At 54.3% G+C, this 14,359-nt stretch carries 11 protein-coding genes; 4 read left to right on the top strand and 7 right to left on the bottom strand.

Annotated elements, in window-relative coordinates:
• Positions 1-64 precede the first annotated feature (64 nt).
• From BLP78_RS02625 to BLP78_RS02595, 7 genes are all read right to left on the bottom strand, one after another.
• Complete coding sequence (locus BLP78_RS02625; protein ID WP_090456200.1) at positions 65-2,644, bottom strand: phage protease; 2,580 nt, start codon at positions 2,642-2,644, stop codon at positions 65-67.
• Positions 2,645-2,896: 252 nt separating this feature from the next.
• Positions 2,897-3,919 carry a hypothetical protein gene (locus BLP78_RS02620; protein WP_090456198.1) on the bottom strand — a complete coding sequence of 341 codons (1,023 nt, stop codon included), beginning with the start codon at positions 3,917-3,919 and terminating at the stop codon, positions 2,897-2,899.
• Positions 3,916-5,271: a hypothetical protein gene (locus tag BLP78_RS02615; RefSeq protein WP_090456196.1), complete on the bottom strand. Its 1,356-nt coding sequence runs from the start codon at positions 5,269-5,271 to the stop codon at positions 3,916-3,918. Before BLP78_RS02615 ends, BLP78_RS02620 begins: the two co-directional genes overlap by 4 nt.
• Positions 5,268-5,522 carry a hypothetical protein gene (locus tag BLP78_RS02610; protein WP_090456194.1) on the bottom strand — a complete coding sequence of 85 codons (255 nt, stop codon included), beginning with the start codon at positions 5,520-5,522 and terminating at the stop codon, positions 5,268-5,270. The genes BLP78_RS02615 and BLP78_RS02610 overlap by 4 nt, the downstream gene beginning before the upstream one ends.
• The gene (locus tag BLP78_RS02605; protein ID WP_090456192.1) at positions 5,519-7,162 is read right to left on the bottom strand and encodes a hypothetical protein; all 1,644 of its coding nucleotides are present in this window, start codon (positions 7,160-7,162) and stop codon (positions 5,519-5,521) included. The genes BLP78_RS02610 and BLP78_RS02605 overlap by 4 nt, the downstream gene beginning before the upstream one ends.
• Positions 7,159-7,365, bottom strand: a complete 207-nt coding sequence (locus BLP78_RS02600; RefSeq protein ID WP_090456190.1) for a hypothetical protein — start codon at positions 7,363-7,365, stop codon at positions 7,159-7,161. Before BLP78_RS02600 ends, BLP78_RS02605 begins: the two co-directional genes overlap by 4 nt.
• Positions 7,362-8,306, bottom strand: coding sequence for a hypothetical protein (locus BLP78_RS02595; protein WP_090456188.1), 945 nt, complete (start codon positions 8,304-8,306; stop codon positions 7,362-7,364). The genes BLP78_RS02600 and BLP78_RS02595 overlap by 4 nt, the downstream gene beginning before the upstream one ends.
• Positions 8,307-8,707: 401 nt before the next feature.
• Here BLP78_RS02595 and BLP78_RS15475 point away from each other — a divergent pair, with 401 nt between their 5' ends.
• From BLP78_RS15475 to cas1, 4 genes are all read left to right on the top strand, one after another.
• Complete coding sequence (locus BLP78_RS15475) at positions 8,708-9,115, top strand: hypothetical protein (protein WP_176752759.1); 408 nt, start codon at positions 8,708-8,710, stop codon at positions 9,113-9,115.
• A 110-nt stretch (positions 9,116-9,225) separates the two neighbouring features.
• Positions 9,226-9,540 carry a hypothetical protein gene (locus tag BLP78_RS02585; protein WP_143002871.1) on the top strand — a complete coding sequence of 105 codons (315 nt, stop codon included), beginning with the start codon at positions 9,226-9,228 and terminating at the stop codon, positions 9,538-9,540.
• Positions 9,541-10,075: 535 nt separating this feature from the next.
• On the top strand, positions 10,076-13,459 hold the full coding sequence (gene cas9, locus BLP78_RS02580; protein WP_090456184.1) for a type II CRISPR RNA-guided endonuclease Cas9: 3,384 nt from the start codon (positions 10,076-10,078) through the stop codon (positions 13,457-13,459).
• Positions 13,446-14,351: a type II CRISPR-associated endonuclease Cas1 gene (cas1, locus tag BLP78_RS02575; RefSeq protein WP_218118900.1), complete on the top strand. Its 906-nt coding sequence runs from the start codon at positions 13,446-13,448 to the stop codon at positions 14,349-14,351. The genes cas9 and cas1 overlap by 14 nt, the downstream gene beginning before the upstream one ends.
• Positions 14,352-14,359 lie beyond the last annotated feature (8 nt).

Genomic DNA, 14,359 nt, shown 5'->3' with positions numbered 1-14,359 from the left:
CGCCTCACATGTTGTTTGACTGAAAAACCCGGCAGCTGCCGGGCTTATGCTGATTGGTTATCTGTTACCGGGATACCCGAGCTGTGGTGCTGAACAGCGCGATCGAGGTATAGGCCGCTTTCAGCTGCGTCGGCGTATGCAGCACCACGAACTGGTCGCCATACGCTTCCTTCTTGCCCGTGAAACGTCCGTTCGAATCGCGCTGGTCCTGTAATTGCCCCATGGCCCAGGGTTTCATCATCCGGTAACGTGTTTGCCCACGCTCGCCGATGACGATCCGTTGATCGCCCATCGCGAGGCCCGGCGCGGTGGTGCGGAAATTGGGCACATCCTTGACCCTTCCCAGGTTACCTTCGCCGTCCAGATCGGTGCCGGTACGCTTGCCGGATTCGATGAAGCTGCGCGCCTGCTCGATCTGAGTGCGGATGGTCCCGCTCATCAAGCCGAAATTCGCCATGTGGTAGCGGTCGGACTCGATCACGTTCTTGCGCAAACCGTACCGGTAGAGAAAGCTGTCCCAGAACAGATCCGTTGCCACGGATCCCTGATCGGTGTCGAATTTATACACATTGGTGGTGTAGCTATAGCTTGCCACTATGGCATGCGTGCTCGTCACGTTCGCTACGGCGCCGAGCTGGTTCACGAAGTGGATCTCGCCCAGGTTGTAGTCCAGCCACCAGTAGGTGCCTGCGCCCTGGGTCCCGGTGAAGTCATACTCATTGAGCGTGACGCTGTTGACCTTGATGGTGATCGGGTAGATAGTGCTGCCGACCTGGTTGCCTTGCAGGTCATAAACCTTCTTCGGGCGCACAACCGGGAATTGCGCCAACGGCCAGATGCTCTTGCTGCCATTCCCGGTACCGACCGCCTCATTGGCCACGTCGGTAGAGGCGTACTGATCGGAGGCGTTCAGGATTTCGTTGAAGATAAGGCGTTCGCCGTCTTCACTGATGATGCGCGAAGCATTGCGCGCATTTTCCGATACGGCATCCCAGTCGAGCTGGCCATTGCTGGTCAAATAACGCAGTTCGTCGCTCACCTCGAAGGAGATTTTCTGAGGAATAGGGTAGGCAGTCTCGCTGGTTTGCTTTACCCCGGCGCGCGGAATGGATCCGCCTTCATACACCCGAGTGCTGTTGATTCCGGCGGCAGTCGTGTCGCGGTAGCTGTAGGGAATCAACGCTGAGCCCGAAAAGGGCAGGGTGCCCACATTCACGAACTGCAGGCCGATCATGTTATAGAGCGCCTCGCGGATAACGGTGCGCTCGAATATCGCCGGCACGGCCACGTCGGAAACGAGGCCATCTCCCGCCGCCAGGTGTTTGTGTTCGGTATGTAACTGCCGGGCATTGGCGACATCGAATTCATGAAGGACCTTCTCGGCGAAATCCTTGTTTGCGGTCTGCAATTGGCCGCCTGTGTTTGAGAAACGGCGGGTGGGGGACAGGCTCACCAGACCGAGGCGCTTATCGACAGACTCCTGCAAGGCTTTCACTTCGTTGCCCGATTCCACACTGATGTGCACATTGCCGGCGGGGAGTTGAAAGCCCATGCCCGTGAGCTTCTTGGCGACCTCCAGCTTATTGCCGTGTGCAATCTGAAAATCGGCCAATTTTCTCACCTGAACAAGACTCATCTCCGGCGTGACCAGGTCAGTCGCAGCCGCGATAAGCTCCTTCTTGCTGTCGTCGCTCAGGGCGGTTACAGAATTGATCGTGTCGGTGAGCAGCTTGATATTGCCATCGCGTTTATCGCTCAATTTCTTGGTTTCATCGGCTTGACGCGTGGCCTCTTCAGCCATCAGTCTTTTTACATCATCGGCGGTTAACCCCGTGGATAGGTTCGGCGCCTCGATGAGCAGCTTGATATCTTTAACGCTGCCGCCGGCGGCAGCAATCTGCTCGCCCAACTGTTTGCCGGAGTTGGCAAAGGCATCCATCAGCTGCTTGGCCTTTACCTCATCGGTCATAGGCTGCACGGCCACCTCGAATGCACTGAGCAGCTGGGCGCGCATCGGTTCCGACAAGACAACAATGGCGGCAAGCGCAAGGCTCAACATGTCGGACAATTTCTTATGCATGGTGTGAATCTCCTGTAATAGTGTGGTCTGCAGTTCGGGGTGAATCAGCGTGGGCACATCGTCCCCGCTGGTTTCGGATAACCGGATAGGATCGAGATGCTTGATGCACGGACGCGTCACCAGGCCTGCGCCCATCATTACGGCGCCATGCTGTTTCCCGCTCTCGTTGTCCTGGAAGTTCTCGTGGTATTCGATCGAGCTGTAGGCGTAGCCCTTGCCCTTGATGGACTCTATGCCGTAAGGCGTCCATTCCACCTGTGCCCGCAACCTGTCGCCTTCCAGCTTCAGTTGCAGCACCTTGCCTGCCGCGCCGTTATCGGGCCGGTGGGCAACGTCATAGAAAATGTCCTGTCCGTACACCCGCTTATCGAAGTTCTCGACAATCTGCCCCAACATGCGGCGGCTGATCTCGAACTCGCCATAACGCGGATCGCGGAAATTGCCAGTGCGCGTCACCGTCACCCAGCTCGTCGTTTTTCCTTCCTCCAGCGTCACATGGAGCCCGGACAGGAATCGCACTGTGCCGGAGCGGTTTTCAGACAATAGGATAATTTTTGGCGGCATGCTGACCTCTCATAGAGTCCATGCCGCAGGCAATCAGAAGGAGGGTGAGCAGGCCTTTTTCAGACTGCCCGCGGTGGACTGAACGGGATACTCAGCCATAACGCAAGACATAAACAGGGAGGGTTTCGGCGTACAGAAAACGCTCGTCACGCTTGAGCCTTGAGGACATTGGCCGTCGGGACGTGATCCACAGAGTTATCCACCGAAAATGTGGATAGAAGAGATTTTCTACTTGATGCGTTTTTTACTGAATTATTTCTTCTCGAAAGCTTCCGCCTTCTTCACGCCCAGCACGCCCTTGCGTTGTTCGGGTGTCAGCCTGGCCAGCGCTTCCAGGGGGGTTTCCTTCCCGGCTCGGTCTGCATCAGTGATCTCATCTTTAAAAACCACTTCGACGTAAGAGAGTGTATTCGGATGTGCCGGCCATGGACACGTTTCCCGGTCCGGATAAACACCCGGTCCCAAGCCGTAGAGATTTGCCGTTGCGTGCAGATCGCAGATATCCGGCTCCGGATGGGCTGGGGAGAGCAGGAATCGCACGCCGGCAGCGTGAGGATGATCGAGCACTCCAGCGATATATGCCTCCCCATGCGCACGGTTGATCTCGGTGCGCATCAGCCGCATCGCGTTATCCATGGGACTGCCGCTTCCTGTCAGCGCACCCGACACGGCCTTGCTGATGCCAGCGCTACTGGCCGCGTTCATTTTATCCGCAAGCTCACCCGGCACTGACTGACCGCGCATCAGCAATTCACGTGCCGCCTGTACCGCACCATGGCCCTGGATCACCGCCATCTCGATGGCATTGGTTACCGTATCCCGGGCATGACGGTCCAGCCGCCATATCCTGTCTGAAAGTTGCAAACCATCGGCTGCGACAAAAGCGTGCACGAAGCGCAGCGACTCCTCGGAAACGCGCATTGCTGCGGCCGAGCTCAATAACGCCTTGGACTGCACACCGGTACCGGCAGTAGTCAACGGTAGCGTGCCGAAACGTGCAGCATTCTCTAGTCCGTTATTCAGCAGGGCATCGCGCGCGGCGGATAACGCTCTGAGCCTGTCATTTATTTGCGCCAGCACATCCTGCAGCTGTGTCAGCGCGACATTGCCATCGCCCCCGCCAGCGGCGGCAATGCGCTGACCAAGGTCGGCGGCGGCCTGCTGATAGAGCTGCTGCAATTCCTTCAGCGTTTCCGCATCGAGCTTATTCATTGCGCGCTGTGCGTGCAGCGTTGCGCGTTTGACTGCGGCTTGAACCTTGGCATCGTCACTCAATTGTTAATATCCGTCGCACTCTCACCTTTACGCCCATTGCCTGGGGTGATGCTGACTTTCGCAGGATTTGCCCCGCCGCCTGCTTCTGGATACGGATCATAATTCTTCGCTTCCCACTCGCGGCGTTGCTCGACATAAGCTGGATCGTACCCCAGTTCTTCCCAGACCATTCCTTGAGGTAGCCCCAAGGCTTTCAGCTTGAGGCCACGATCAGTCGTTTGCGTCGCGGTTTCAGTGCGCCTCTCGGCAAAAGTGACGGTGAAATCCTCGGCATCGGGATTGATGCCCTTCAGCAGTAAATGCAGCCGGAAACCCGCCTCATAGCCAAAAGAAAGCGTGTCCTGCAGCACGTCCACCTCGTCGTAATAGTCGCGTTTCAGGTCCTCGAGGATATCCCGAGCCATGCCGTCCGTATAACCCATCATCCCTTTTGGCAGCGGCGACCCGGCGAAGAACGTATCAAGCAGATGAACAATATCGCGGACATGGTCGAGGTTGGCATCACCCTGTACCGCTGATACGCCGCCTTCCTTGTTCATGTAATAGTCGGTCGTAATTTCGTGCTGGTCTTTTTCCACCTGGGCGCGATACTTCTCGATGTCATCTTGAGACGCGCCTTTCAGCACGTGCCCCAGGCGCAAGGGCGCCCGTGTGCGGCGCCGAATCACCAGGTCTTCTTCCGTCATATTGAGCTTACGCCAGGTGGTACGCGTAGCATCGAGGAAGGGGCGGCCAAGGCTGCCTAGGTCGTCGAAGTTGTCCGGGTCAAAGCGAGCATGAAACAATTGCCACAGCGGGAATGCCGCAAGTTCGGTACCGGTCATAACATCAAACTGTATGTAAGCTTTTTTTACATCCTTGAAACGCCCGGCCTCTGTGATATTGGGCAGGATCGTTTCCGAGGGCATGCGCACACCTGCCACCACATTAAATTCTGTGTCCAGCACCCACTGTATCGGCAGGTTCCCCTCCATTACCAGCCCGCGCGCGTCTGATTTCAGTTTCTCAACCCGATTGAGCTGCAGACGGCGTTGGAAATCGTCCCATTGCCGCGCCAGCGTATCGCTGGATTGCGCCTGCTGCATGATCAGCCCGCCCTTGATCGTGTCGCGTGCGATACGGCTGTGAATGCGCTTTACGCGACCATCGAGCCGATCCATCTCCCGTACATCCAGAATCGCCTGGCGCAGATCGGGATCCACCCACATCAACCGATAGAGGTATTTGATCTGGTCTTCCGGAGTAGGGCGCCGGCCTTTCTCACTTGTGGTTGAGGTGTTGGCGGCAGTTTCCTGCGGGAGCGCGGTATCCTGTTTCACGAGCCGCGGGAAAAGTCTGGACAAAAGATTCATGACGTACCTTTTTTGAGTATTTCTATCGACATGACATTCCGCCAGCCATCGATCAAGCCCAGTTCCGCCAGTTCCCTGATTTCGGGGATCAGTTCCGGCATATGGGTGCGGACCAATCTGCGATTTTCCGCGGCATGCGCCTGTTCCAACTCGCTAAGCGGTCGCAATGCCCGCTGTTTTTCCTCGTTTTGGTGAGAGAGTGCCTCCGGCGAGCGTAATTCTCTGCCCGTTGCACGAGCGTACTCATTCATCCCGTCGCCTCCAGTAATGGCGGGTTTCCCAGCAATTGATCGCGAGATTGGGTGCGGTACCCGATCACGGTCGGCACATCCTCCGCACCGCGCGTTACCAGTGCCCACACGCTGGCGCATGCTCCATCAAAAAGATCGTCCCCCAGCTTGCCGTTCGCCATCTTGTAACTGGCATAGCTGCCTTTTGTGGGTACCGACTTGATGTTGCCCAACTGGCGCACGAATGCCACCCAGTCAGGCGGGCCCGAGAGTGCAGTAGCAGTACTTCCGGGGAGCCAGACTACGTTTGCGGATTCTTTGGCCGTGGCGATATCGCGGCTGTCATCGAAATACGGAATTGCAGCTTGCCCGTTATGGAATGCGGCACGCAGAGCGGTGGCCATGCCATGCTTGATCATGCCCTCGAACCGGATCGGGGCGAATGGCCACTGAGCCCAGGTGGTAGCGGTACTTTGTCCGTCGCCGATCGTACGGCGATCGATATCAGTCAGTCCACGCGTAAACAGGCGATCGTTCAAGCTGGTCAGCATACCCAATCCATAGGCGTCACCCATGGCGTAATCTGGCCGGAAGTACTCCCAAAAGCCAAGCAGATCCATTTCCACCACTTTATCATCCGTACCGGCCGGCCACGATTTCACGAAAGGGAAGGTCACATAGTTGCCAATCTGCTCGGATACCACCAGGCTCGATTTCGACGCGGACAGACTCTCACCGTGGCCGCTGTGATCGTAGCCAAAGGACAATAGACCTCTCTTCTTGTAGCGAGCCCCGGGCATTGGCTCGGCAATTTGCAGCCGCGCCTGGAGCCCGACCGACATGGCCTTGCGGATGAATTTTTCCCAAATGTGATTCTGCGCGGATACATTTTTGCACAAGAATTGCCTGATAAATTCCCCCTCGGGCAGCTGCATCCGCATTTCCCGCATGAATGCTTCGTTGAGGATACCCATCTCTATCCCGAGATAGACGTTCACGATCGGCAACAGGTGATATTGCTTGGAGTCGATCAGCTGCTGCAGCACGTCGGCACCCTTGAAAACGCCGGTGACACGGATCTGGGGCTTGAACGAAACACCTTTATCCGCCCCCATACGCCTGGCGCCGCCCAGCATCGGCAGAAAACGCGACAACAGCCGGTCTGCCGGCATATCGTCGATTTCCTCGATCGATGCATAGCTGATCGCATCGCCATCGATCTGGCTCATGATTCCGTAGGCGCTAGCTTTGGAGCCATTCACAAACTGATATTTGGTATCCGAGAGCTGCTCACGTCCGCTTTTGTGCGCAATATACCCGCGCAGCATCGGCGAACGGCGGATGGCATCGGTATGGTAGTTAAGGTTTCCCTGGGCCTGCTGCAGCCGCGGTGCCACGATCCCCAGCTCCTGCGCCGGCGCGGTTGCGTTGTGCTTGAGTGCGTGTAGCTCTTTCACAGCCGTCTTGCCAGTGCGCCGGCATGAAACGTCGATGGTGTTCGGGTGTTTATCCATCTCCATGCACTTCAACACCTGGACGGGATCCAGCTCGACGTTATGCACATGCTTATGCCATAGCAGGTGATCATCCTTGTAACGCAATATCTCCTGCTCGGACCGATAAGCGACCCGCACTCTCTCGCTAGCGCTGATGCGAGTCATAAATTTGGAACCAATGTCCGTTTCAAGTCTATTGCTTGAAGTAATAGATCACGATGCTGTTCCGCCTGCTCCCGCGCCTTTTTTTCGCGCAATAAATCTCTATTCAAACAGACGGGACATTCGATCAGGAAGTCATTCTTATCAGCATAATCGTGATCGAAAGCGAATCGAACATTATGGATGGTGCAGCGCATTTCGATCACTTTCCACTCTCCTGCTGGTACTCGACCAGTATCGGATCGGTATCGGTCTGCTTATTGGCTCGCATAACCTTTTCAGCCATCGACTCGAGTAACTGGACCGTGCGCTGCCGGAATGCATCCACACCTTCCTGGCTCTCTTTTTCGTGGGCCAGACGGCCGATCTCGTTGTCCTCGGCCTCGATGAGTTTCTGAGTCATGCCCATATCTGCCAGCGATAACCCACTTCGTGTGAGTAATTCGCCAAGTTGCTTTAGTAGCGGATGCGCCTGGACATCATCGCGCAGGAGTCGCCTGTTTCCTTGTTCGTCAAAATACTCAACAACCTGCGGAGTGCCGTCTGGGTCGTGCTTCCACACAAGTTTTTCAACCTTTACGCCATCCGCGACGATGGTCTGAATGATTTGCTGAACCAATGCAAAGACAGATGCTTGCAGGTCGGAGTAAATGCCCATCAAATGCTTGGGATTGCGCTGATCGAAGGCTGCGTGATGCAACATGAACAACTCGGTTTTTTTGACGCAGGCCGGTTGTGAGGCACAGTAAACGCGATCGACATCGCACGTCGAGCAGAATGCATAACCATCAGGCTTGGACGGGAAATATGTAGCCGTCCGTGCCGCCAAGCCGTGTTTCATTGCATTGAACCGCGTGCGTAGCGATTCTTCCTTGGTAGGGTGACCTTCCAGATTAGCAGCTGTCGCTGCCTTCCCTTCATGAGTTCGCGGCCCCGTGGCGTTTGCCCAGGCCTTCAGCAGCCCCCGCTCCCATCCAACCTGCTCGCATTCACTCCTGCAATGCGGGCATTCGCTATGATAGAGATACGGATGATGATCTAGATCCGGCGCATCTTCCACCCGCGCCGGCGCTGCCTTAAAAGTGCGATAGCACGGACGGCAGTAAAAGGTGATCTCGGAAAGGGGCTTGCTACGGTCTATGGCCATGCTCCGCAGTATCGCGTATCATGGCAAGTCAGAAACAGGGAGGATTCCGGCGACATAACGCCGTTATGCTGCCTTTCTTATGAACCGAGCAGGAAACTCAACCTCTACTTTTTTGGTTCGCAGTGAGACCTGATCGGGGAGCCACCACTTTCATATAATTATCAATAAGTTATACTATCACTCCCACTGGCTGGAAGTGCGGTGTATAGTATTTTAGGTCACAAAATTGACCTAAAACCCCTCTAAAACCTCGCAGAGTGAAATATCTATCTTTAGTTATCTTAAAGTATCCCCTTAAGTAACCGTTAAGTATCACCAGTAGTGTCTCCAGTAGGCACCCTTCTCATCGCGGGAGGGTGCCTTTCTTTTCGCCTAAAACTTCTGCTAAAGGAAAAGTAATCATGACAGATAAGGTTGAAAAACAGAAAGAACTTGAAGAAGAATCCCTCGGACTTGGTATCAGGAAATACAGAGAAGCTCTCGCTCAATGTGGGGAGGATAACCTATCTCCAGGAATGAAGCTCCTGAAGGCTGCTATCGAACCGCTTACGGCTGCTATTCAGACATGTGTGAATGGAGGTACCTTTGCCGAATTCGAGCGGGCCATGTTGCGCGAGCGCACTTGCAATGGCCTGGAGACCGCGCACAAGGAAAGACGTCGGTGGACGACGCCCAAAACTCAAGACACACCAGCAGCAGGAGATCATGCGTCTGGTCAGGTCTGGACAGAAGAACGCGGCGGAGGCTGCCAGACTATTCGTTCTCCCGCTACCGTGTCGCGTCTTCTGCTCGCCACCAAGGTACCTTAACCGGGTTTTACGTTCCATTGGGTCCTAACACCAATACCCACACTCAGCGATAGGTGTACCTAAGTCCAATTGGTTTACTCAGCAATAAGCACTAATGTTTAAGTTGGCGGATGTGTTCCGATCCAGCACCATCCCTGGCACAGATGTACGCCCATGTGGACCCAAAGGAGCCTGCCGATTGTCAGAAAGATTTCGAGCTTCTCGTTGAACTGGTAATGATACAAGGTGGTTGGCGGCGTGTGAGCGCCACAAGCGGAACGCAGCACGCCACTAACCTTGAGCTGGGGCTTCCGCTGACAGGTGAGCGGGCACTCGTGCAAGTAAAATCGAGTCTAGATCAAAACACAACGGGAAAGATTACGGCCGGACTGATTGGAGTGACTGGCGACGCACGAGTCTTCATTGTTTACCACACCAGACATTGATAAGTGTTTATTGAAAAAAATGTCACCCTAATTAGGCCAGAGGTGATTGCCGAATATGCCGTCGATCTTGGCCTGACTACTTGGATTATAAGAAAAGTAGGGTAACAGGGTGCGTTTAAACAAACGTCACAAAAGTTAAAAGTTGCGTAGGATCTCGCTTTCTATATTAGCTAAAATTGATTTTTCCTGTTTCTACCAGCATCAGAAAAATTCCGAGGGTTCGAGCGTACAACTCCTACTATGTGCCAGAAGGTTGCGTTTCCAGAAAGCCGCCGTTGAGTTCATCGGGGCAATGACGTGTAACAATTGCGAGCCTCCATTTTTCTCATTCGTAACGCACGTGCCATTGCCTGCGGCTGCGCATGTGCGATGTTTGGTTTCTATAGTTTTAATACAGAAATGCTTTCGGAAATAGAGAAAGCCCAGCAGGTTCTCCACTGGGCTTTCGGATACAGAATCTTGCGATTCTTTATTGTAGCAACGGCTCTCACCCCGGATGAACTACTACAACGATCCCATTATCACGGAGAAAGTAATGACAAGCAAGCAAGATAATCCTGGCGCACTGACTTTCGGATTGGACATCGGCATTGCATCCGTCGGATGGGCGGTGCTCAGCGAGAGCCGTATCATAGACTTGGGCGTGCGTTGTTTCGACAAAGCTGAAACAGCCAAAGAGGGTGAATCCCTTAACCTTACACGCCGCACAGCACGGCTGCTTCGCCGACGTCTGCGACGTAGAGCATGGCGGCTCACCAAGCTGGCACGTTTGCTTAAGCGTGAAGGGTTGATTGCGGTTGCCAACCTATTCAAACTTAAAATCGAAAAGAACACCTCCGTCCTCAAGTCAGCTTGGCAATTACGAGTCGATGCGCTTGATCGCCAACTCAACGCCGAAGAATGGGCGCGCGTCATTTATCACCTATGCAAGCATCGCGGCTTCCATTGGATCAGTCGCGCTGAAGAAAAAGCGGCGGAAGGCGACAGCAAAAGCGAAGGTGGCAAGGTCAAGCAAGGACTGGCTGGCACAAAAAAACTTATGCAGGAAAAGAATTACCGAACCGCTGCCGAAATGGTGCTGGCCGAATTTCCAGAGGCACAGCGCAACAAGCAAGGCGACTATAGCAAAGCACTATCCCGCATCTTACTCGGCGACGAGTTGAAGGCACAGTTTGAGCATCAGCGCAAACTCGGCAACACCTTTGCCACCGAAAAACTTGAAGCTGCCATTCTTGGCAATGGCGACCGCAAGAGCGGTTTGTTCTGGATGCAGAATCCCGCGCTCGCTGGCAGCGATTTGTTGAGAATGCTGGGGCATTGCACCTTCGAGAAAACCGAATACCGCGCACCCAAGGCCAGCTTCACTGCCGAACGCCACGTCTGGCTCACCCGTCTCAACAACCTGCGCATTTTGGTGGATGGCACGACCCGTTCGTTGAATGAAGCGGAGCGTCGTGTCGCCCTCTCTTTGCCATACCAGCAAGCAGGCGATTTGACCTACAAGCAACTACGCGCCGCGCTAATCAAAGCGGGCTATTTACCCGAGTCATTCCGTTATACCGGACTGTCGTATGCCAGCGGACAAAAAGCCGATGAGAAAATAAAAGATCCCGAAACCGCAGCACTGGTAAAGATTTCCGCTTGGCAAGAATTGCGTAAGACACTCAAAGATGCGAGTCTGGAAGACGAATGGCAGAAGATTTCCACGGATGCGCTGGAAGGCAGACCGCAACTGCTCGATCAGATTGCTTGGGTATTGAGCGTCTACAAAGACGATACCGAAGTAGAAACTGAGCTACGCAAATTATCCTTGCCTAATGCAGAGCGTATGGTGGATGCGTTACTTGATATACGCTTCGACAAGTTCAGCAACCTCTCACTCAAGGCACTCAACCAAATCGTGCCACTCATGGAACAAGGTCAGCGTTATGACGAGGCCGTCGCCAACATCCAGGAATATGGCCACCACAGCCAGTTACACAAGGTTGGTGCGGGTGAACACAAGTACCTACCGCCGTTCTACAAAGGGCGCGATAAAACCGGGCGTATGGTGTTTTGCGATGACATGGACATCCCTCGCAACCCCGTGGTGCTACGCGCACTCAATCAGGCGCGTAAGGTCGTGAACGCGCTAATCAAGGAGTATGGCTCACCGTATGAAGTGCATATCGAAATGGCACGGGATTTATCACGTCCATTCGATGAGCGCAAAAAAGTGAAAACAGCACAGGAAGAATTCCGCGACCGCAACGAAAAAGATAAGGTGCTGTTTGCACAGGATTTCAACATCGTGGGCGCAGTCAAAGGAAAAGATTTCGAGAAGTACCAGCTATATCGCGAACAACAAGGCAAGTGTGCTTACTCCATAGAACCGGTGGATATTCATCGCTTGTTTGAACAGGGTTACGTCGAAATCGACCACGCTTTGCCCTATTCGCGTAGCTTCGACGACAGCAAGAATAACCGAGTGCTGGTACTCGCAAAAGAAAATCGCGACAAGGGCAACCGTACTGCCTACGAATACCTAAGCTTATTCCCTGGAGGCGAAAATGGAGAACGTTGGCGGCAGTTCGTCGCCTTCGTTGAAGGCAACAAAGCCTATCGCCTCGCCAAGCGCAGCCGCTTATTGCGCAAGGATTTCGGCGATAAGGAAGCCAAGGAATTTCGCGAGCGTAACCTCAACGACACTCGCTACATCTGCAAATTCTTCAAGAACTACGTCGAGCAATATCTGCAACTGCATGAAGACAGCGAAACCAAACGTTGCGTGGTACTCAGCGGGCAAATGACTTCTTTCCTGCGTGTGCGCTGGGGTTTGATAAAAGTACGCGGTGACAGCGACCGCCACCACGCGCTGGATGCTGTCGTGGTCGCTGCGTGCAGCCATGGCATGGTGAAACATTTGTCCGATTACTCGCGCCGCAAAGAATTGGAACAGGTAAGAGCAGGCTTTGTGGATGTAGACACGGGGGAGATCATCAATCCAAACATGTTTGACCAGATAAAAAAACACTTCCCCAATCCGTGGCCACATTTCCGCGATGAACTCGAGGCACGCCTGAAACTAGATGACCTTGATCGGTTGCGTGAAGAAATGCAACGCTTCGGCACCTACTCGGAAGACGCATTACGGTCGTTGCGTCCGTTGTTCGTTTCACGCGCGCCCCAACGTCGCAACAGCGGTGCCGCACACAAAGACACCATCTACGCGCAGCCGGAAAGCCTAGAAGCACAAGGCGGGGTCACGCAAAAGGTTCCACTCTCCAGCCTGACTTTGAAAGACCTCGACAAATTAATCGATCCGCACCGCAACGAAAAGCTCTATGCCGCCATTCGCGCTCGCTTAGAACAACATGGTGGCAAAGGCGACAAGGCATTCCCATCCAACAATCCACTACGCAAACCCGACAGCGATTGCAACCCAACGGGCCCCATTGTGCGCGGCGTAACAATGGTGATCGACAAACTTTCCGGCATTCCTATTCGCGGTGGTATCGCCAAGAACGACAGCATGGTTCGGGTGGATGTTTTCACTAAGGCGAACAAGTTTCATCTCGTGCCTGTGTATGTGCATCACACGGTGGCGAAGGTGCTGCCGAATCGGGTGATTGTGGCGCATAAGGATGAAGACGAGTGGCCGCTGCTCGACGACAGTTTCAGTTTTTGTTTTTCAATCTACCCCAATGACCTAATTCGCGTAGCGCAAAAGCAATGCCAGTTTGTTGGCTACTACGCAGGCTGTGATCGCGGATCAGGAAATGTCAATTTGTGGACACATGACCGCAACCAGCAAGTTGGCAAAGATGGGTTGATTCGCGGCATCGGTGTCAAAACGGCGCTAAATGTTGAGAAGTTCAATGTAGATGTCCTTGGCAACATCTACCCCGCCCCACCGGAAAAACGTCGTGACCTGGCGTAGTGTAGTCATCTCGCGCCCAGCCAAGCTGCGGCGCGAGCAATTCCGGCTCGCCATCGATCAGGAACAAACCGCCTTCGTGCCGTTCGAGGACATCGCGGTGATCTTGCTCAACCACCGCGAAATCATGCTCACTCATCCGGTGCTATCAGCCTGCGGAGAATACGGCATCAGCCTCTTCGCCACGGGCGACACGCATCATCCCAGCGGCGTGTTCTTGCCTTTCTTGTCGCACTCGCGCGCCACGCGCTGGCTGCGTCTGCAACTGGATTTGCCGCGCCCTGTCGCCAAGCAGGCATGGGCATCCATCATCCGCAAGAAAATCAGCAATCAATCCGCTTGCCTGCGATCATTTGGGCGCGATGGCTCGGATAAGCTGGACTCTTACGCACGACGCGTGCGCTCCGGCGATGTCGGCAATCTGGAAGGGCAGGCCGCTGCGTTTTATTTCGTGCAACTCTTCGGCAAAGGCTTTCATCGTGAGCAGGCGCGCTTTGCCAATGCTGCACTTAATTATGGCTACGCGGTGTTACGCGGCACGATTGCACGGGGCTTAGTGGCACATGGCCTGCTGCCTTCCATCGGGTTGTTCCACGCCAGCGAGCAAAATGCTTTCAATCTTGCTGATGACGTGATCGAACCATTCCGTCCAGTAGTTGATTTTTTCGTAGCGAAGCGCATGTCGCTGGTTGGCGATGAATTAAATCCACAAGATAAAACGGCGCTAGTCGGGCTACTCAATGTGGATGTAGGCATGCCGCGCGGCAAGATGTCCGTGCTTTCCGCCATCGAACACGCGATAGAAAGCCTTGCAAGAGTGTATGACGGCGGCAGCGAAACACTGCTGGAATTGCCCACACTCATTGGGCAGGAACAGCACCACTTAGATTGCTGAGCCATGAG

Source organism: Nitrosospira sp. Nsp1 (assembly GCF_900100985.1).
Lineage (GTDB): Bacteria > Pseudomonadota > Gammaproteobacteria > Burkholderiales > Nitrosomonadaceae > Nitrosospira.
This window is presented reverse-complemented; position numbering and strand designations above follow the sequence as displayed.